Source organism: Microcoleus sp. T3_A4, from assembly GCF_036700465.1.
In the GTDB taxonomy this organism is placed as follows: Bacteria; Cyanobacteriota; Cyanobacteriia; order Cyanobacteriales; family Microcoleaceae; genus Microcoleus.
In genome coordinates this window covers 90,762-108,826 of the sequence record NZ_JAUBOY010000007.1, presented here as the reverse complement: position 1 = coordinate 108,826, position 18,065 = coordinate 90,762, and the positions used below count along the sequence as shown (strand labels likewise).

Below are 18,065 nucleotides of genomic sequence, written 5' to 3'. Positions count from 1 at the left end.
GTGGGCAGTTAAAACTGGTAATTTCTATGTCGAAATTTGAGGAACTTTGCAAAGCTTACGCCGCATCTCGGCAAGCATACCGCGAATCCTGCGAAGCTTGTCAGGATTTTAGTGAAATTTTTATCAAGCAATTGAGCGATTATTTTGACTGCCCGATTCAAAGCCAAAATCAGAAGTTTGATGACAATGGCATACTGTATTTTGATGGTGCGATCGATGTTTGCGAAAATCCCGAAAATCCCGAAAAGGGCGATCGCGAAACAGTCGAAATATCTTTGAGTGTTAACAAAGTTATTGACAATTTCATTGTCACGGTTTATCCTTGGGGTCACGAATTCAAGATTCTCATTGATGAACCCAGACACTTTGAAGAAGCTTTTGAATACATTTTTGATCGACTCCAATCAGGTTATACTGGCATAAGTCTGTTACCGTCAGAACCCGATCCTCTACCTTTTTAATGACTAAAGTCCTTACTATAAACCTTTTTTACCCGGCATTTTTTCTGGATTAAACTTCTTGGCTAAATCTTTGATGTAAGAGGGCAACCGCAGATGAACGCAGATACATTTAAAGATAGGAGAGCGAAAAAGGGCTTCAATTCAAGTCTAATATTTATCGGTTAAATCCTGTAGATTGCTCGTTGCCGAACTTCTTTCCCAAAAATTATGAGCCCCGAGTTTTGGATTCCAAGTTTAGCAAAAAACTCAAACCTCAAAACTCAAGACTCAAAACTCTCTCAGCCTAAAAGCCGATCGATTCAGTCGGCCCGACACAAATAATCGCATCAGGGCAGCATCAATTACCGGCGACGGGGAACCATCGTATCGATATTGATATTAGCCAGTGGCACGCGCTGCGGCGGAGTAGCAGGCATGGGCATATTGCGCGCCATACCCAAATAGTTCGACGGATCGCCAGCCTTCGGTTGCTTCTCTTGAGGAACAAAACGGCGCACGCCAGTCTGCCAGATGATTTGCGGGAAGCCAAGCTGCGAACGGTGGTATTCGCTGTAGCGGGGCGTCTTCAAGTTGAAAGGAGTGTCTCCTCCAACTCGCTGAGGCAAAATTCGGCGCTGCTGGTAAGGTACGGTATCGTAGCCGAACTTATCCAGGTACTCTTCGCTATTGACCAACTCGTCAATAAAGCCTTGAGGCCCCTTATTGGCTACCACGATCGACCAAGCAATCTTTTCGCGCTCGCTGTACACATCCCGGCCCAAAATGCGCTGCACGCACATTTCCACAAACCGGTAATTGCTGTTAGTTTGATAATTCCGCTCCAAGAAAGGAGAAGAAGTCGCCAAACCGCGAATAAAGTCCCGCACAGTAATTTGGCCGAACTTGAGTTGCGACTCCAAAGACTTTTGGCGGTTGCTCTTGAGGATTTGGTGTTCGCTGTAAATCTGGCGATATCCAGCCCAAATCAAATTTTCCATGTCTCCAGACGAGAGCACATTTTCAGTTGTGAAAATTCTCGGCTGCTCGTCGCCGCCTACTTCAAAACCAGCAACGCGCTGGTTTTGGCTGTTGGGGGCGTAGCTTAATAAAGGAAGCGCCACGTTAAAATCTCCGTTATCTCAAATTTCAGAAATAGTTGACACCGTGAGCTGCCAGCAAAACGGATACAACTAACCAACATACAGATTAGGGGATTCCCGCAATCTAAATCTGATTTTCCTGAATTTTTGCAACAATCTGTAACATTTGTTGACTGTTGTCAGTGGGCAGTTGGCAGTTGGCAGTTGGCAGTGGGCAGTTGGCAGTTGGCAGTGGGCAGTCAACACTCAACAGTCAGCAGTCAACAGTCAGCAGTCAACAGTCAACAGCCAAATTACCAACCCAGAGCCGAATAAAACTCGCTAGCGGGCACTTGAGATCCTGCTGCTTCTGATGTTGCATCCGAGTCTGGTTGCACCCGAATTTCGGTACAAAAAGTCGAAGTGCTGAAACCGCCAAAGCGCTTTACGGTACTCGTCCGCATCCGCACGTTCGGATTAGCAAACCAGAAACGCTCGATCGAACTCATCGTCTCGTATTCCGTAATCAGCAGCAGCCCATCCTCGTCATCCATCTCAAAACGGCCAGCCACCGGCACAATTTCCGCATAGCCCCGTTCGCGCAACATCAAGCCCTGCCGGGGATTTTCAGGATCGGGGACGATCGCGAACACCGTAGACCCCTTGTGATTCTCATCATCCTTATCCCACGCCATCGAGCCGTGCCAAGTCACAAAAGCCCCCCCAGCAGCCCGGCTCGGATCGACTTCGTGCATCTTGCAAATCTCCGCCACTCGCGCGTCATCCGCGGCCAGGGCTGTTACCTGAATATTTGAATCCCCAATCTCCGCTTGGCGGAAAGCGAGGTGGTGAGTGCTGCGCTGAGAACGCCACTCCCCAGCACTGCTTTGAAAAAACTCCATTGCATCCATACAAACTATCTCCTTTGGCTTATGCTTCCCGCTCTTGACGCCTTTTTATGATAGAGCTCCCCCCACTTAGATGTACTTTTGCTACACAAATTAGTTTCAAAATGTGTACTTTGGACATATTGTCAAGTGAATGTTATGATAGTTTACAATGTAGGAGACACAACAAATCCTGCGAAACGTCATTCCGATCAATTTCGCATCAATCTCAGCAAACTGGAGGAGCGATTTATGGATATGCCTACAACCAGCCTCAGCATGGAACAGCAGTTCAAACTTCAAGTGCTGCGCGAAGAAGTCAAAAGGTTAAGCCAAGACCAAGCTCAGGAATACTTGCTCGAAGTTATGCGGCAAAACATGGTCAAAGAAAACCTGTTAAAGCATTGGATGAAGAATATGTGAACTCTTCGAGCATTTCTTCACAAAAATCAGTGGCTTGTATCTGCAAAAAGTACGATCGAGCTTTTAATCATAAAACCCAGAATCCCGCTTTCTCCAAGAAAGCGGGATTCTCAATTCAGGAAAGTTTTACGCAGTTTTTTTTGTCGCTACCAGACTCAGCAAATTAAATATTGTTAGTCTCTTAGACAGAAACTTCGTTTGTGTAGCGACAGGTTTCAACCTGTCGGGGACTCAACCAAAACGGCCGCTGACATAATCTAAAGTAGACTCTTCCTTCGGACTTTGGAAAATTACCTCAGTCTTGTCACACTCCACAAGATAGCCAAATCGCTTCCCATCGTCAGAAAGTTTAGCATTGAAAAAAGCAGTCAGGTCAGAAACCCGAGAAGCCTGCTGCATATTGTGAGTAACGATCACGATCGTATACTTTTCCTTGAGTTCCCGCATCAACTCCTCAATCTTAATCGTAGAAATCGGGTCAAGAGAAGCGCAAGGTTCATCCATTAACACTACATCAGGATTAATCGCGATCGCCCTAGCAATACACAAACGCTGCTGCTGGCCACCCGAAAGAGAAAAACCGCTTTGCTTCAACTTATCCTTCACCTCATCCCACAAATAAGCTTGGCTGAGCGATTTTTCCACCAGCTCATCCATATCCCCCTTATAATTGTTCACCCTCGCACCGTAAGCAATATTGTCATATATCGACTTCGGGAAAGGATTCGGCTTTTGAAACACCATCCCAATCTTGCGGCGCACCGCCACAGCATCAATATCAGGATCGTAAAGATTTTGACCGTGGTAATCAATTCTGCCCTCTAAACGAAAACCGCTAACCAAATCGTTGAGGCGGTTAAAAGATCGCAGAATTGTACTTTTTCCGCACCCCGACGGCCCAATCAAGGCAGTAATGCGATTTTTAGGAATCTCCATTGAAACATTTTTAACCGCGTGAAAAGCGCCGTAAAAAATATTGATATTTTCTGTCCGTAAAACTGTTTCCGTTTGGTGGTCTAAATCCATCATCATACAGGTAACTATCCTCTCAAATTTTACAAATTAAGCCGAAAATATTATTGGTTATTGATTGTTAATTATTGGTTATTAGCCTGACCCAGCGACTAACTAATAACTACTAACTAATAACTAATAACTAATAAATAATGACTTCAATAAACTTTTTGGCGAGTAGCCCAGCGAGAAAGAATACTCGTCAGCAAAACCATAATCACCAAAATCAACGATGCCGCCCAAGCCAATTCTTTCTGTGCCTTAAAAGGAACCGTTGCAAAGTTGTACACCAAAACCGAAAGACTCGGAGTTGGCTTATCAAATCCTGCCGGCCAAAAAGGCGAATTGAGCGCCGTAAAAATCAAAGGAGCAGTTTCTCCAGCAGCGCGAGCAATTGCCAGTGTCACACCCGTTAAAATAGCCGGAATTGCCGCAGGCAAAACCACCTGTAACACCGTCTGATAATTAGAAGCACCCACACCAACCGACGCCCATCTAATATCTTGCGGGACGATTTGTAGAGCTTCGTCAGTAGTCCGCACAATCGTCGGCAACATCAGCACAGCCAACGCCGCCCCGCCTGCAATTGCCGAAAAACCTCCCATATTTACCACGAACAAACCGTAGGCAAATACCCCGGCAATAATCGAAGGAACGCCGCTGAGGACATTAGTAGCAAAGCGTACCCAGCGAGCTACTTGACCACTGCTGAATTCCGACAAATAAACGGCGGCCAATACACCAAAAGGAACAGCAATTAAAGAAGCAATCCCCACCGTCATCAATGTACCGAGAATTGCATTAGCAATACCCCCTCCCGATAGTCCGGGCGGCGGTGGCAGCTTGGTAAACAAGTCTAAATTCAGGCGATTGAAACCTTGTACGGTGACATAGGAAAGAACTGCAAACAAAGGCAGCAGAGTAATGGCCAGACTAGCTCCAGCGAGTACAGTCATCCCCAGACTAAACAGCGCTTGTGGGCTGTTTTTAACCTTCTTTAAACTGCTTGTTTTCGATCCCAAAGAATTCTCATCGGAGACGCTATTTGACATAAACTAAAACTATGTAGGAAATGGCGGCAAACTTCTAGTTGTACTTCGCTCTTACTTGAGAAACAATCCACTCTGCCAAAATATTAACAATCAGTGTCATAATAAACAGAATTAGCCCAGTGTACATCAGAGCTGATACTTGCAACCCAGAGGCTTCCGCAAACTGATTTGCCATCAGAGAAGCAATAGTATTTGCCGGAGCTAGCACAGAAAGACTTAACTGATTGGAATTGCCAATTAACAGAGTTGCAGCCATTGTTTCTCCCATGGCGCGACCGAGTCCGAGCATAATTCCGCCGACAATGCCGGAAAAAGCCGCCGGTACGAGCACTCTAAAAATTGTTGTCCAGCGAGTAGCTCCTAAACCTAGAGATGCTTGCCGCAAGTCGGGGGGAAGACTTGCCAAAGAGTCGCGGGAGATAGCAGTAATAATGGGCAAAGTCATGATTCCCAAAATTACTCCGGCTGGTAACATTCCCGGGCCTACTGGCGGGGTGCTAAAAATCGGCAGCCATCCGAAAGTGCCGTTGAGAAACTTGCCGAGAGTGGTAATCAGGGGAATCAATACAGCAATTCCCCACAAACCGTAGACTACGCTGGGAATGGCGGCTAAAAGTTCTACTAAAAAAACTAAAGCTGTCCGCACTGGCAGTGGCAAAAAATCTTCACTTAAGAAGATGGCCGTCCCTACTCCTAATGGTACTGCAATTAGGAGCGCGATCGCCGAACTGACGATCGTCCCGTAAATCATCGGCAGCGCGCCGTACTCTTCCTTAACCGGATTCCAGCTACTGCCAAATAGAAATCCCAAACCGTACTGTTGAATCGCAGGTAAAGCCCGATAAGCAACGGTGAGGGCGATTACCAGCAAAATTACACCAACTCCTATGCCCAAAATCCGCGTGAGCCAGATAAAGCCTTCGTCCAAGGATTTTTCTGCCCCAGAGCGCGCTCGGCTCTCTGATTGAGCGCTGTGATTATCTGAAATCATAGAAAAAAAAACCAAATATATAGTAGCCGAAAATAGCCTGTTTCGGAAAAAGCTAGAAGGAAGCAGAAAGAAAGACCATAAATAAAATCAAAGAGGGGCGGGTTTATTAATCCCCTAACTTTTCAACAAGTATTTCTGGTCAAACCCACCCCTACACAGATGCACCGATTGTTACATATAAGTGGGGCGGATTGATTAATCCCCTGACTTTTTAACAAATATTTCTGGTAAAACCCGCCCCACAGAAATATCTCTCTTCGTTCTTGCTGATTTTTACCCGCACGCGCAATGCCGAAGGGCTTTTGTTCCCTCTGACAACGGACAACAGTCAACAGTCAACAGTTACTATTTGGCAACCTCAATCTTGTAGTCTGCGCTGATGCCGTCAGCGGCCGCGGCTACTTTTTCTTTAACGTTTTGGGGCAGAGGAACGTAGCCCAGTTCAGGGCTGACCTTTTGACCTTCATTCAAGCCGTATTCAATCATGGCCTCGATGGCTTTAGCTTTGTTGGGGTCAGCAACTGTTTTGGGTACGAGCATCCAAGTGTAGCTAACAATAGGATAGGCTTCTGCCCCTTCCGGATCGGAAATGAACGCCCGGAGATTCTCCGGTAGTACCACTGCTTCAAGGGTTTTTGCCCCCGCTGCGTCGGTGTACACTACAAAATTGCCGGCTTTATTTTCCAGGGCAGCAAACTGGACATTGTTGTTCTTGGCGTAGCCGTACTCAATGTAGCCTATAGCGCCAACGGTTTGTTGAATAGAAGCCGTGACACCTTCATTCCCCTTGCCACCAATCTTACCGGGAGAAGGCCACTCTACTGTCTTGCCTTCCCCTACTTTTTCTTTCCATTCTGGACTGATGGCGCTGAGGTGTTTCGTGAACACTCCTGTCGTGCCACTGCCGTCAGAACGGTGTACAACTGTGATATTTTGGTCTGGCAGTTTAGCGCCTGGGTTAGCAGCAGCAATTTTGGGGTCGTTCCACTTGGTGATATTCCCCAAGAAGATATCTGTGTAAACGTCTCTTGGCAACTTCAGTTCGGGTACGTCAGGCAGGTTGTAGCCGAGCACGATGCTACCAGCCGACATCGGCAGCATGAGCAGGCCTTTGTCGGGCGGCACCTTGCCAATTTCCTCGTCATTCATGGCGGTGTCGCTGGCTCCAAAGTCTACCGTACCTTTGGTAAACTGTTCGACTCCGGCGCCGCTGCCCACTGACTGATAATTGATCTGTAATTTGGGGTTGGTTGTGTTGAAATCTTGAAACCAACGCTGGTACAGAGGGGCGGGGAATGTCGCGCCGGCACCCGTCAGGGCTACGTCTGAGGCTAGGGCGAGTTTGGTGTTTGCTGCTGTGCCGGTGGCTGCAACGGGGGATGCGCCGGGGGATGCTGCGGTGTCGCCGGGGCTGGGGCTGCTGCTTGTGGTTGTGCTGCCACCGCCGCAAGCTGCTACACTGAGGGCGATCGCCATAGCGGAAATTGCAGTAGTCAGACGGTTTGAATTAATCAAGTTGAGACGAAAAAGCATAGGTATAAAAAATCTGCGATCGTTATATGGGTGTCCCGCATCAGCATAGCGCGCAAAAGTAAAGGTTAGGTTAAGAATCTTTACACTTAATCCCAATTTAATATTAATTAATATTATTAATGTTATTAATGACCTTGACAATTGTGACGTTATAAGATAGATGGCAGAGAAATAGCTACGGAAACAAGCAGTCGATCGCCCGATCGCGAAAAATTCCCATTAAATTATCACAAGATCCAGGCTTGAGAGCCAGAAAACCATACAATGGTGGTTATTTTGACAGTAGTGCTAGTATTAAGAATTTAAAAGCTGCGGGCATTCAAGCTTGCATCTGACAAATACATTCTGACGAATGCTGTTTGATGATATAGCAACCGCCCTCACGGTTAGGACGTTCTTAATTGCACAAACATAAACGGTCGATTGCAACTTCGGTCTTCCTTCTTTCTTCTGCTATAATGCCTGCTCCTATTGAATTAATCTGGGCTGTTATTGGTTTGCTTCTGACGATAGGAGGCACTTTTTTGCCTGCATCTGTCACAATTCCGATCGGGTTATGGGACGATCGAGGACTTCAGGCCTACTCTTTAGGTGTTACCTATCAAATTGGATCCGTTTTGCTAGTAGGCTGCATGGGGGGGAAAAATGCTGCGGCTCTCTCGCAAATTGCTTATTTGGCATTAGGATTAACTTTGTGGCCAGTTTTTTCTCAAGGCGGCGGCATCGGCTATCTCAAAGAAGCGAGTTTTGGGTATTTGCTGGGTTTTGTGCCTGGTGCTTGGGTGTGCGGCTGGGTGGCTTTTAAGGTGGCTTCGCGGCTGGAATCTATGGCTTTTAGCTGTTTGTGCGGTTTGTTCACTGTTCACGCGATCGGCTTAATTTATCTAATTTTTACTTACTGGCTACCTCCGGCAAAAAAAACACCTTTATTCGATGAGATTCTTAAATATTCGGTTTATCCCCTGCCGGGACAATTGGCAGTAGTTTGTGCGATCGCAGTGCTGTCATTTACTTTACGCCGCTTGATGTTTTATTAATTAATTGGGGAATTGGGAATTGGGCATTGGGAATTGGTAATCGGTAATCGGGGATTGGTAGTTGTGTCAAATAAGGTTATACTATCATTGCCCAACGGGAGAGTCATCTCGCTGCGGCTGGGATTGCTTTGCTGCACTGCATTCTGCTGACAATAACCAGCGAAATTTGAGTAAATTATCCCATGCCCGATGCCCCATTTTCTATTGCTTAATCCATGCGTTTTAAAAGAAATCCCTTGTTCTGGATTGCTGCTGCTATCAGTTTAGTTTTAGACCACCTGACTAAGTTTTGGGTGGTACAAAATTTTGACTTGACGGTTCCTCCGCAGACACAGCCGCTGTTACCCGGAGTGTTTCACTTCACTTATGTTGTTAATACCGGTGCGGCTTTTAGTCTGTTCAGCAATGGCGGGGCGATTTGGTTGCGCTGGCTGTCTTTGGGCGTTAGTGTGGGATTGATAGTGCTGGCTTGGTTCGGGCCGCGAATTAACCGCTGGGAACAAGCTGGCTACGGTTTGATTTTGGGTGGAGCACTGGGGAACGGGATCGATCGATTTGTTTCTGGCCATGTTGTAGATTTTATCGATTTTCGGCTGATTCGGTTCCCGGTCTTTAATCTAGCTGATGTGTTTATTAATGCTGGGATTATCTGTTTGCTGATTGCAACTTTTCACAGTGCACCGCCTACTCCGACTACTCCGAGAACTCAGGACGATCGCGATTCTATTTAAGAGTAACTTTTAAGAAGTCAATCAATTTTAGATTTTAGATTAACCCATCCATGGGCTGTACCGTTCTCAGGTTTATCGGGTGCGGAGCTTTTTTTTGCTTATCCACTAACAAAGCTAGGGGCCTCGCCACCAATTGCTTTCGGTCATTTGTTCGTTGTCTGTTGTCAGAAGGTATAGGTATCAACTTAAAGTTAGAGTCATTTATGAGCTATAATTAGATTTTTTAGTGCTAAGGCTAAACTTGCCCGCGATCAAAAGCAATTTGGTCACAAACTCCCGGATTTATCCGTGGGATAAATTCCCAAGTTTAAAATTTAAAATCTAAAATCTAAAATCTAAAATCTAAAATCGGATGACTCCTAATCCATTTGCTCAAGAACGCTTACTATTTGCCCCAGCAACCCCCGATGCTGATGCTATCCCGACTATTTTCGCTTTTCCCAACGAGTACACGGTGGGTATTACCAGTCTCGGCTATCAGATAGTGTGGGCAACTTTGGCTGTGCGATCGGATATTGAAGTGGGTCGTTTATTTACTGATATCCGCGAACAACTGCCCCGACATCCAGAATTACTGGGATTTTCGCTTTCTTGGGAACTAGACTATGTAAATATTCTCAATTTATTGGAATCTCTAGAAATTCCGATTTGGGCGTCAAAACGAACTGATAATCATCCGATCGTCTTCGGCGGTGGCCCGGTTTTTACTGCTAATCCCGAACCTTTTGCCGATTTCTTTGATGTGATTTTGCTCGGAGATGGCGAACATCTCATTGACAATTTTATTGATGCTTGTAAAGAAGTCCGTAAAGCAGACAGATTAACTAAATTGCGGCATTTAGCCCAAGTTCCGGGAGTTTACGTCCCCAGTTTGTACGAAGTAACTTATCTGGATGTGGCTGAGGGTATTAAATCGATTCAGCCTGTCGATTCGGGAATTCCCAGTATGGTGGAAAAACAGACTTATCGCGGCAATACTTTATCTGCTTCCACTGTAGTGACAGAAAAAGCGGCTTGGGAAAATATTTACATGGTGGAAGTGGTTCGGAGTTGTCCAGAAATGTGCCGTTTTTGTTTGGCAAGTTATCTGACATTGCCGTTTAGAACTGCGAGTTTGGAGGATTCCCTAATTCCGGCGATCGATCGCGGTTTAGCTGTGACTAATCGTTTGGGTTTGTTGGGTGCTTCGGTCACTCAGCACCCGGAATTTGAAGCGTTGCTGGATCATTTGAATCATCCGAAATACGACGGCGTGCGGCTGAGTCTTTCTTCGGTAAGGACAAATACGGTGACAGTTAAGCTAGCAGAAATATTGACAAACAGAGACAGCAAATCTGTGACAATTGCGGTGGAAAGCGGGAGCGATCGCCTCCGCAAAATCGTCAACAAAAAACTCACAAATGACGAAATTATCCAAGCTGCCATCAATGCTAAGGCGGGCGGCTTAAAGGGAATTAAACTTTACGGGATGGCGGGAATTCCAGGTGAAGAGATGGAGGATTTAGAGGAGACGGTGGAGATGATGCGGGCGATTAGAAAAGCCGCTCCCGGTTTGCGGTTGACTCTGGGATGCAGCACTTTTGTCCCGAAATCTCACACTCCTTTTCAGTGGTTTGGAGTGAATAAAGATGCGGAGAAGAGGCTGAAGTTTTTAGATAAAGAATTGCGTAAGTTAGGTTTAGAATTTAGACCGGAAAGCTATAACTGGTCTGTGATTCAGGGTTTGTTGTCAAAGGGCGATCGGCGGTTGTCTCGGCTGTTGGAATTAGTGCGACATTACGGCGATACTTTGGGCAGTTATCGGCGGGCTTTTAAGGAGTTGCGGGGAGAGTTGCCTGAGATGGATTTTTATGTTTTTCAAGAGTGGGAATTGGATCAGGTTTTGCCTTGGAGTCATTTAAAAGGGCCGCTACCGGAGACGACTTTGAAGAAGCATTTGGCTGAGGCGAGGAGTCTTTTTAAGACGAAGGATTTGCAGTTGACGACTTAGGAAATAGCCGGATGCAAAAGATTGAAACTAACTGTTGCTGTTTGTACTGATACAGAGGATAATACTGCAAATGCTGAAACGCGATCGCACTTAACTGTCTAGCCAAACGATACAATGCCCAATTTTAAATATTCATCCCTAATTAATGCCACTGTGGAAGCAGTCTGGAACTTTCACGAAAGGCCGGACATTCTGCAACTTTTGACTCCGCCTTGGCAACCGGTGAAAATCATTCGCCGCGAAGGGGGACTCGATGTGGGTGCTGTATCAGAATTTCGCCTGTTATTGGGGCCGATTCCTGTAAAATGGGTGGCGACTCACACTCAGTGCGAACAATATCGCTTGTTTGTTGATGAACAAACTGAGGGGCCGATGGCACGCTGGACTCACCGACACGAGTTTACCGCAGAAAATGGCAAGACTAGATTGACAGATGCGATCGCATTTTCGATACCGGGCGGCCCGATTGTCGATTTGTTGTTAGGTTGGTGGGTGGAAATGCGGTTAACAGATATGTTTCGCTACCGCCACGAAGTTACAAAAAGAGAGTGCGAGAAAGATGCAAACAACGGCTGAATATTACTGTGCTTTCTGCGGCGAACCGAGTACAACTTTTGTTGATATCAGCGGTGGTATGGAACAATCTTATATCGAAGATTGTCAGGTTTGCTGTCGCCCAAATGTTCTGTATGTCAGAATAGATGAAGATACCCTGGATATTGAAATAGATACTGACTATCAAGAATAAGTGACTATCAAAATGTATGAATTGCCTTTGATTCGGACTTGGTAGAATTCATAAATCTTGAAGCTGCTGCTTCTACGAAAGCCTGAAAAATTCGAGAGTTGAATGAACAGTTGGGGGACATTTCGGGGTGCCATTGAATTGCTATCATCCAAGGGTGATAGCAGTGTTCCATTGCTTCTACCAAAGTGTCAGGTGCATTCGCTACTATTTGCCAATCGGATGTTACCTTCCTCACTGCTTGATGATGCCAGGAAACAACGGTTGTTGAAGTTTTCCCCATAATTTTTGCTAGCCGACTGGTTGGCTCAATTTCAATGGTATGCTCGATCGCACGCGGGGGAATTCCCGATCCGTGATTAACCTCATCTCCGTAAGCATCCGGTACGTGAATCACCAAACTGCCGCCGCTGGCTACGTTCAACATTTGCATTCCCCGGCAAATCCCCAACACAGGTATGTCAGCCTTCAAAGCTAGCTTTGCTAAGCTTAATTCAAAATTGTCGCGTTCTGCATTAACCGAGTAAACTGTGCGATCGACATAACCGCCATACAGTTCTGGGTTGATATCTCCCCCCCCGGAAAAAATCAAACCATCTACTGCATCCAAAATACTAGCCGGATCTAATTGATGGGGCGGCAGTAAAATCGGAATGCCACCAGCCGCCTGAACTGCATCAATATAAGTTCCATTTAAGCGATATTCGCCTGCTGAACAGCGGTTGTATGTTGTGATGCCAACAATAGGAAATTTTTTCATTTGCTAGAGACTGGGAGATAATTATTTACATTAATACTCAGATTTGGCACTATTTGTAATCAGTGTTTCATGGGCGGGCTAGAAGCCAACGCCACAATAAAACTTACTTACTTATTGTGAAACAGGCATCTTGCCTGTTTCTTGTCTGATTACTTGTGATTGATTCCTAGATTAAACTAAAAATTACCGGCACTGCTGTCTAATTTGTAACAGTTTCAGTATTAGTTTCCGGCAGCGGTTTGCGCGTACACAGATAAGCCAGCGGCCCGAACAGCGGTACTAATGTTACTGCCCAAAATGCTGTAGAGTTCTGCATTCCTCGGCGCGCCATATCGTCTCCTAATAAGGCAGGAAATAGTAGGCAAAGCATACAAAAATCTAAACTCATTACATGGATAAAGCGGGTGGTTTGCCACTGCTGAATAAAATCAGACCAATCGCCGTTTGTCAAGCCAAAGGCAACTAAACCAACCGCAGCTAATGTTAAGAAAATTCCAGTAAAACGGGAGTCTAATATCTTTAAAAAGATATTTTTATGACCGGCAAATTCTGGATTCGGTTCGCGCAGGGCTAAATAAGGCAGCAAGGCAACGGCGCCGACGCCAAAGGATAAAGTGGCAAATAACCATGCAGGTATTTTCTGGCCCCTGCCGTCAGCAAATAAGACGCAACTGTAGATGAGCGGCCAGACTCCCATGAGGTTGAATAACGCTACAATTAAAGGGTTGATGTCTGCTATTTTGCCTGTGGAAATATTGGTAATTAGTGTGATGGTTTTTTCTGGGCTGTCGGGTGGTGCAAATACAAAGGCGTAGGTGATAAATGCAATCCAAAGCAGCCCAAATCCAATTTTTCTGAACATAGTTAGTTTTTCTTACTTCTGATATTACTATAGCAAGCTTAAAGGGTTTTTCAATAAGACTTTTTTTATTTACCGCAGAGGACGCAGAGGACACAGAGGAAGAACGGAGAATATCTGAATGTCTTGCTATTTGGTATGGCGGGTTTTGGGTAGATTGCTAAATTTTTGCATAAATTGGCGATCGATCCAATCTTTCCAATACCACAACAACCGTGATTCCCACATGAAATTGCCGCGAGATGCGATCGCCCTTTTATTCCCAGTACCAATTAACCCTAAGTATTGTTCTTGCGGTACAAAGGGTTTCAGCGGTTTTCCCAATAAAAACTGCTGCAAATTTTCAAACAGCGGTTTGCCCTGACGCACGGCAAACACGCCTGCTTTGGGACGAGGATAATTAACCATCGCAGCGATATCGCCTGCCCCAAATACGTTGGGGTGAGAGACGGATTGCAAGCAATCGTTGACTTGTATAAAGCCGTTTGAGTCGGCTGCTAAACCGGATTCTCTTATCCAATCGGCTGCCGATGCTTGTGTTACCCAAAAAATGCGATCGCACTCTAATTCTAAACCTGATTCACAGGAAAGTTGGTAATCGGTATGAAATTGAGGATTGGTTTCTTTCTCAATCTTTTTTACAGCACAGACTTTTTCCTTTAAATGCAATTGAATGCCGCGAATGAGGAGAATTTCTTGAAGGCGGCGGCGCACCCGCTGATTGTGTCCCTCCATCAATTCAGCACCGCTGTGAAACAAATGAATTTCTGATGATAAGTTTTCTAATTTTTCTTCCCTCTTCCTTCTTCCCTCTTCCTTCTTCCCTCTTCCTTCTTCCCTCTTCCTTCTTCCCTCTTCCCTCCCCAATCGAGATTGCATATTTAATGCTAATTCTACGCCCCCGGCACCGCCGCCGACAATGGCGATCCGCAGCGGTTTTTGGGGATGGTTTTGCATTTCGGAAATTAACTGATTCCAGCTAGCTAAAAACTCCGGTACGGGTTTAGCTGCGATTGCATATTCTGCCGCACCCGGTACAGATAAAGCCGCAGGAGTGCTGCCGATATCCACAGAAAGCAAATCAAAATTAACCGGAGGGCTAGTTTGACAAATAACTAAATTTTTGTTAAGGTCGATGGCGATCGCCCGATCGATTAATATTTGACATCCCGCAAATTCAGTAAGTGATCGCAAATCGATGTGACATTCATCATAATCGTAAAACCCGGCAACGTGTCCCGGCAGCATCCCCGAATAAGGCGCGTGCAGCACGTCGCTAATCAGAGTCAAACGCACTCCCGGCAGCGGTTTGATACCGAACATTTTTAATACGATAGCATGACTGTGACCGCCGCCAATTAACACTAAATGTTTCACAATTACAGATGTTCGATCGAGATGTTCCAGCACCGATATTGTACAGCACTTGCACTCCTGGGGCCGCACAGTCCGGTAAGGAGAGCTGGCAGTGCGTAATTAATGATTTCCCAGGAGTTAGACAGAATGCTGTCACTTACCATCTGTCTCCGAGATTATACTGAGCTCAGTTGCGATCGCATCACATCAATACCCATTTCAGTTAACCGATTCCACATTCAGCGCAAATGGCTGTAGACTGTAGAGCGAGCAAATTTTATCAGCAAATTATGCCAGGGTGTGTTTCAATAGCTAACTCACCATTCAAAACTATGACATTACGCATCATTCCGCGCAGTTGGCAGCGATCGATTAAAACTCTTTTCCCGCTTCTGTTTGCCCTCTCATTCATTATAGTATTGCTGGCGAACAACTTCATTCCGGCGATCGCCCAGCAACCCCGCCAGGAAATTCGCGGCGTTTGGATGACGACAAACGACAAAGACATCCTCAGAGATCGTCGCAAACTAGGAGATGCTGTCAGCCAACTAAAACGGTTAAATTTCAACACAATCTATCCCGTTGTCTGGAATTCTGGCTATGCAATGTATCCCAGCGATGTAGCGCAGCAAAAAGACATTCAACCCTTTATTTACAGAGGGTTAGAGGGACAGGATATGATCGGAGATTTGATCGCTCAAGCTCACCGCCAAGGCCTGCTAGTAATTCCTTGGTTTGAGTTTGGTTTCATGGCTCCTCCCACCTCAGAATTAGCCTTAAATCATCCCGATTGGCTGACACAAAAACAGGACGGCAGCCAAACATCAATCGGTGCAGGTGGCGAAGTAGTTTGGCTCAATCCCTTTCATCCAGAAGTGCAGCAATTCATTACCAAACTCGTACTAGAAATCACCACTAAATATAACGCAGACGGCATTCAATTTGACGATCACATGAGTTTGCCGTCTGAATTTGGATACGATGAGTACACAGTTGCTTTGTATACCAAAGAAACAAAAAAAGCTCCGCCAAAAGATTTTCAAAATCCAGCATGGGTGCGGTGGCGAGCCAATAAAATTACCGCTTTTATGTCGCAGCTAAATCAAGCCGTCAAAGCAGTCAAACCCAATGCTATTTTCTCAATTTCTCCCAATTACTACGACTTTGCTTACAAACATCACCTGCAAGATTGGCTGACTTGGGTGCGTTTGGATATTGCCGACGAGCTAATCGTGCAAGTCTACCGTTCCAATCTAGAATCATTTGTAGACAAGCTTAACCGTCCAGAAATGCAAGAAGCACAGCAAAAGATCCCCACCGGAGTTGGGATTATGACAGGTTTGAGAAATAGCCCCGTACCGATTGAGCAAATTAAATCTCAGGTGCAAGCAGTCCAAGAATACGGCTTAGGCGCCGCTTTCTTCTACTACGAAAGCTTGTGGGAATATGCACCAGAACCTCTAGCAGTCCGACTTTCTCAATTTAGCGGTTTCTTCCCGTCTTCTGCATTCCGAACAGCGCTACAAATACCCAGACGCGCGGCGACTTTCCCTCCGCCTGCGCCACCAAAACCAGACCCCAAAGCTAAGCCAGAGCAACCTACCAAAAACAGCCCACCTTCGCCCTCGCCAACCACGTAAAAGAATTAAAGAGTCATCAGTCATATCATTTCCGGTTACACCGGAATGATGTTGACGGTTGACGGTTGACGGTTGACAGTGAACAGTCAACGCCGTGAACAGTGAACTGGAATTTACTATTCCGATGCTAACGGATTTGATATCATTAGTAATTTTGTAGGGTGTGCAATTAGTCCGACAGTCCGACAGGGGTTTAAACCCCTGTCTCATAGCTGAAGTCGTCTAAAGACGACTGTAGCAATTCTATCAAAGCTGTTTTTGTATAGAGTGAGCGCAGAATATATGTGTAACTCTAATTTTCAAAATTGAGATCACTATTTGAGTCGGTTTTAACCGACTTATGCTATTAGACAGGGACTTGAGTCCCTGGCGGCCGGTGGCAGAATGAAACAGCTCTACTGGGGCCTAGGGGATACCTAGTTATGTTCCTATAAAATATCCATATTACCAACAATTACCATCAATAAAAATGCAAACTAATCAAAAAAATTTACTACCGAAAATGGGCTGCGGCACTTGGGCTTGGGGCAACAGATTGCTCTGGGGCTACAATGAAAGTATGGACGAGGAATTGCAAGCGGTTTTCAATCTTTGTGTTAGTAACGGCGTCACTTTATTCGATACCGGCGACTCTTACGGAACAGGGAAATTAAATGGACGCAGCGAGCAGCTTTTGGGGCAGTTTTCTCAACAATATCAAGGTGTAAACAAAGACAGTATTTGTATTGCGACAAAACTGGCGGCTTATCCTTGGAGACTGAGGCGACAATCAATGATATCGGCTTGCAAAGCCTCTGCGGCGCGCCTCGGAAAAAATGTAGATTTGGTGCAAATGCACTGGTCTACAGCTAATTACGCTCCTTGGCAAGAGGGGGCTCTTTTAGATGGTTTGGCTGACCTTTACGAGCAAGGATTGGTCAAGGGAGTGGGCTTGTCTAATTACGGGCCGAAACGGCTGAAATGGGTGCATCAAAGATTTAGCGATCGCCAAATTCCTATTGTTACTTTACAAGTACAATATTCGCTACTTTCTACCTATCCGGTCACAGAACTGGGATTAAAAGATGTTTGCGATGAATTGGGGATAAAATTGATTGCTTACAGTCCTCTAGCCTTGGGGTTGCTGACGGGTAAATATTCCGAAAACGGCTCTCTTCCTAAAGGTATTCGAGGTTTGGCGTGCAAGCAGCTACTTCCGGGAATGCGATCGCTTTTGGAGTGTTTGCGAGAAATAGCGACATTCAGAAACAAGACTGTTTCGCAGGTAGCAATCAACTGGTGCATCTGCAAAGAAACTATTCCGATTCCGGGGGCGAAATCTGCGGCACAGGCGAGGGATAATATTGGTGCTTTGGGCTGGGAGTTAGACTCCGGGGAGATTGCCGAATTGGATAAGGCGGCGGCAAGTGTAGATAAAAAAATGGTGCAGAATATCTTTCAAACTCGGTAATATCTGATATGTTGTACCATTCTCATGAACAGGCAAGATGCCTGTTCCACAAGACATGAATTTGCTTGTTCTAGAAAA

General features: G+C 45.7%; 19 protein-coding genes. 10 read left to right on the top strand and 9 right to left on the bottom strand.

Annotated elements, in window-relative coordinates; genetic code table 11:
• Positions 1-26: 26 nt before the first annotated feature.
• A complete protein-coding gene (locus QUA07_RS06165) occupies positions 27-461 on the top strand; it encodes a hypothetical protein (protein WP_333323413.1) in 435 nt (144 codons plus the stop codon).
• Positions 462-802: 341 nt separating this feature from the next.
• Here QUA07_RS06165 and QUA07_RS06160 read toward each other — a convergent pair whose 3' ends face one another.
• A complete protein-coding gene (locus QUA07_RS06160) occupies positions 803-1,561 on the bottom strand; it encodes a phycobilisome rod-core linker polypeptide (RefSeq protein WP_333323411.1) in 759 nt (252 codons plus the stop codon).
• 148 nt (positions 1,562-1,709) lie between these two features.
• Here QUA07_RS06160 and QUA07_RS06155 point away from each other — a divergent pair, with 148 nt between their 5' ends.
• Positions 1,710-1,865, top strand: coding sequence for a hypothetical protein (locus tag QUA07_RS06155; protein ID WP_333323409.1), 156 nt, complete (start codon positions 1,710-1,712; stop codon positions 1,863-1,865).
• On the opposite strand, the gene QUA07_RS06150 is transcribed toward QUA07_RS06155, so the two are convergent.
• Positions 1,834-2,430 (bottom strand): phycobiliprotein lyase, encoded by a 597-nt coding sequence (locus QUA07_RS06150; RefSeq protein WP_333323407.1) that lies wholly within the window; start codon positions 2,428-2,430, stop codon positions 1,834-1,836. The genes QUA07_RS06155 and QUA07_RS06150 overlap by 32 nt on opposite strands.
• Before the next feature lie 228 nt (positions 2,431-2,658).
• Here QUA07_RS06150 and QUA07_RS06145 point away from each other — a divergent pair, with 228 nt between their 5' ends.
• Complete coding sequence (locus QUA07_RS06145; RefSeq protein ID WP_242716365.1) at positions 2,659-2,829, top strand: NblA/ycf18 family protein; 171 nt, start codon at positions 2,659-2,661, stop codon at positions 2,827-2,829.
• Between the two features lie 231 nt (positions 2,830-3,060).
• Here the strand turns inward: QUA07_RS06145 and pstB are convergent, their stop codons facing one another.
• From pstB to pstS, 4 genes are all read right to left on the bottom strand, one after another.
• The gene (gene pstB, locus QUA07_RS06140) at positions 3,061-3,861 is read right to left on the bottom strand and encodes a phosphate ABC transporter ATP-binding protein PstB (RefSeq protein WP_333084508.1); all 801 of its coding nucleotides are present in this window, start codon (positions 3,859-3,861) and stop codon (positions 3,061-3,063) included.
• A gap of 140 nt (positions 3,862-4,001) precedes the next feature.
• Positions 4,002-4,895 (bottom strand): phosphate ABC transporter permease PstA, encoded by an 894-nt coding sequence (pstA, locus tag QUA07_RS06135; RefSeq protein ID WP_333323405.1) that lies wholly within the window; start codon positions 4,893-4,895, stop codon positions 4,002-4,004.
• Between the two features lie 34 nt (positions 4,896-4,929).
• A complete protein-coding gene (gene pstC / locus QUA07_RS06130; protein WP_333323404.1) occupies positions 4,930-5,886 on the bottom strand; it encodes a phosphate ABC transporter permease subunit PstC in 957 nt (318 codons plus the stop codon).
• 345 nt (positions 5,887-6,231) lie between these two features.
• A complete protein-coding gene (pstS, locus tag QUA07_RS06125; protein WP_333323402.1) occupies positions 6,232-7,419 on the bottom strand; it encodes a phosphate ABC transporter substrate-binding protein PstS in 1,188 nt (395 codons plus the stop codon).
• 458 nt (positions 7,420-7,877) lie between these two features.
• On the opposite strand from pstS, the gene QUA07_RS06120 reads away from it, so the two are divergent.
• The 5 genes from QUA07_RS06120 to QUA07_RS06100 all read left to right on the top strand — a co-directional run bounded on the left by QUA07_RS06120 (position 7,878) and on the right by QUA07_RS06100 (position 11,925).
• Positions 7,878-8,456, top strand: a complete 579-nt coding sequence (locus QUA07_RS06120; RefSeq protein WP_333323401.1) for a biotin transporter BioY — start codon at positions 7,878-7,880, stop codon at positions 8,454-8,456.
• A 215-nt stretch (positions 8,457-8,671) separates the two neighbouring features.
• The gene (gene lspA / locus QUA07_RS06115) at positions 8,672-9,187 is read left to right on the top strand and encodes a signal peptidase II (protein WP_333215517.1); all 516 of its coding nucleotides are present in this window, start codon (positions 8,672-8,674) and stop codon (positions 9,185-9,187) included.
• Positions 9,188-9,539: 352 nt separating this feature from the next.
• Entirely contained in the window at positions 9,540-11,177 is a 1,638-nt protein-coding gene (locus tag QUA07_RS06110) for a radical SAM protein (RefSeq protein WP_333323399.1), read from the top strand.
• A gap of 114 nt (positions 11,178-11,291) precedes the next feature.
• Positions 11,292-11,753 carry an SRPBCC family protein gene (locus tag QUA07_RS06105; protein ID WP_333323397.1) on the top strand — a complete coding sequence of 154 codons (462 nt, stop codon included), beginning with the start codon at positions 11,292-11,294 and terminating at the stop codon, positions 11,751-11,753.
• Positions 11,737-11,925, top strand: a complete 189-nt coding sequence (locus QUA07_RS06100) for a CPXCG motif-containing cysteine-rich protein (protein ID WP_006635525.1) — start codon at positions 11,737-11,739, stop codon at positions 11,923-11,925. The genes QUA07_RS06105 and QUA07_RS06100 overlap by 17 nt, the downstream gene beginning before the upstream one ends.
• Positions 11,926-11,932: 7 nt before the next feature.
• On the opposite strand, the gene QUA07_RS06095 is transcribed toward QUA07_RS06100, so the two are convergent.
• The 3 genes from QUA07_RS06095 to QUA07_RS06085 form a co-directional block, all read right to left on the bottom strand.
• The gene (locus QUA07_RS06095) at positions 11,933-12,682 is read right to left on the bottom strand and encodes a gamma-glutamyl-gamma-aminobutyrate hydrolase family protein (RefSeq protein ID WP_333323395.1); all 750 of its coding nucleotides are present in this window, start codon (positions 12,680-12,682) and stop codon (positions 11,933-11,935) included.
• 199 nt (positions 12,683-12,881) lie between these two features.
• Positions 12,882-13,544, bottom strand: coding sequence for a DUF2834 domain-containing protein (locus QUA07_RS06090; protein WP_333323393.1), 663 nt, complete (start codon positions 13,542-13,544; stop codon positions 12,882-12,884).
• A gap of 126 nt (positions 13,545-13,670) precedes the next feature.
• The gene (locus QUA07_RS06085; RefSeq protein WP_333323391.1) at positions 13,671-14,918 is read right to left on the bottom strand and encodes an FAD-dependent oxidoreductase; all 1,248 of its coding nucleotides are present in this window, start codon (positions 14,916-14,918) and stop codon (positions 13,671-13,673) included.
• A 227-nt stretch (positions 14,919-15,145) separates the two neighbouring features.
• Here QUA07_RS06085 and QUA07_RS06080 point away from each other — a divergent pair, with 227 nt between their 5' ends.
• Together QUA07_RS06080 and QUA07_RS06075 are read left to right on the top strand one after the other, a co-directional pair.
• Positions 15,146-16,537: a glycoside hydrolase family 10 protein gene (locus QUA07_RS06080; RefSeq protein ID WP_333323388.1), complete on the top strand. Its 1,392-nt coding sequence runs from the start codon at positions 15,146-15,148 to the stop codon at positions 16,535-16,537.
• 469 nt (positions 16,538-17,006) lie between these two features.
• Complete coding sequence (locus tag QUA07_RS06075) at positions 17,007-17,987, top strand: aldo/keto reductase (RefSeq protein WP_333323387.1); 981 nt, start codon at positions 17,007-17,009, stop codon at positions 17,985-17,987.
• Positions 17,988-18,065 lie beyond the last annotated feature (78 nt).

Coding starts and splice junctions, on each gene's coding strand:
- QUA07_RS06165 (WP_333323413.1), top strand. CDS start 27: ATGTCGAAATTTGAGGAACTTTGCAAAGCTTACGCCGCATCTCGGCAA.
- QUA07_RS06150 (WP_333323407.1), bottom strand. CDS start 2,430: ATGGATGCAATGGAGTTTTTTCAAAGCAGTGCTGGGGAGTGGCGTTCT.
- QUA07_RS06145 (WP_242716365.1), top strand. CDS start 2,659: ATGGATATGCCTACAACCAGCCTCAGCATGGAACAGCAGTTCAAACTT.
- pstB (WP_333084508.1), bottom strand. CDS start 3,861: ATGATGATGGATTTAGACCACCAAACGGAAACAGTTTTACGGACAGAA.
- pstA (WP_333323405.1), bottom strand. CDS start 4,895: ATGTCAAATAGCGTCTCCGATGAGAATTCTTTGGGATCGAAAACAAGC.
- pstC (WP_333323404.1), bottom strand. CDS start 5,886: ATGATTTCAGATAATCACAGCGCTCAATCAGAGAGCCGAGCGCGCTCT.
- pstS (WP_333323402.1), bottom strand. CDS start 7,419: ATGCTTTTTCGTCTCAACTTGATTAATTCAAACCGTCTGACTACTGCA.
- QUA07_RS06120 (WP_333323401.1), top strand. CDS start 7,878: ATGCCTGCTCCTATTGAATTAATCTGGGCTGTTATTGGTTTGCTTCTG.
- lspA (WP_333215517.1), top strand. CDS start 8,672: ATGCGTTTTAAAAGAAATCCCTTGTTCTGGATTGCTGCTGCTATCAGT.
- QUA07_RS06110 (WP_333323399.1), top strand. CDS start 9,540: ATGACTCCTAATCCATTTGCTCAAGAACGCTTACTATTTGCCCCAGCA.
- QUA07_RS06105 (WP_333323397.1), top strand. CDS start 11,292: ATGCCCAATTTTAAATATTCATCCCTAATTAATGCCACTGTGGAAGCA.
- QUA07_RS06100 (WP_006635525.1), top strand. CDS start 11,737: ATGCAAACAACGGCTGAATATTACTGTGCTTTCTGCGGCGAACCGAGT.
- QUA07_RS06095 (WP_333323395.1), bottom strand. CDS start 12,682: ATGAAAAAATTTCCTATTGTTGGCATCACAACATACAACCGCTGTTCA.
- QUA07_RS06090 (WP_333323393.1), bottom strand. CDS start 13,544: ATGTTCAGAAAAATTGGATTTGGGCTGCTTTGGATTGCATTTATCACC.
- QUA07_RS06080 (WP_333323388.1), top strand. CDS start 15,146: ATGGCTGTAGACTGTAGAGCGAGCAAATTTTATCAGCAAATTATGCCA.
- QUA07_RS06075 (WP_333323387.1), top strand. CDS start 17,007: ATGCAAACTAATCAAAAAAATTTACTACCGAAAATGGGCTGCGGCACT.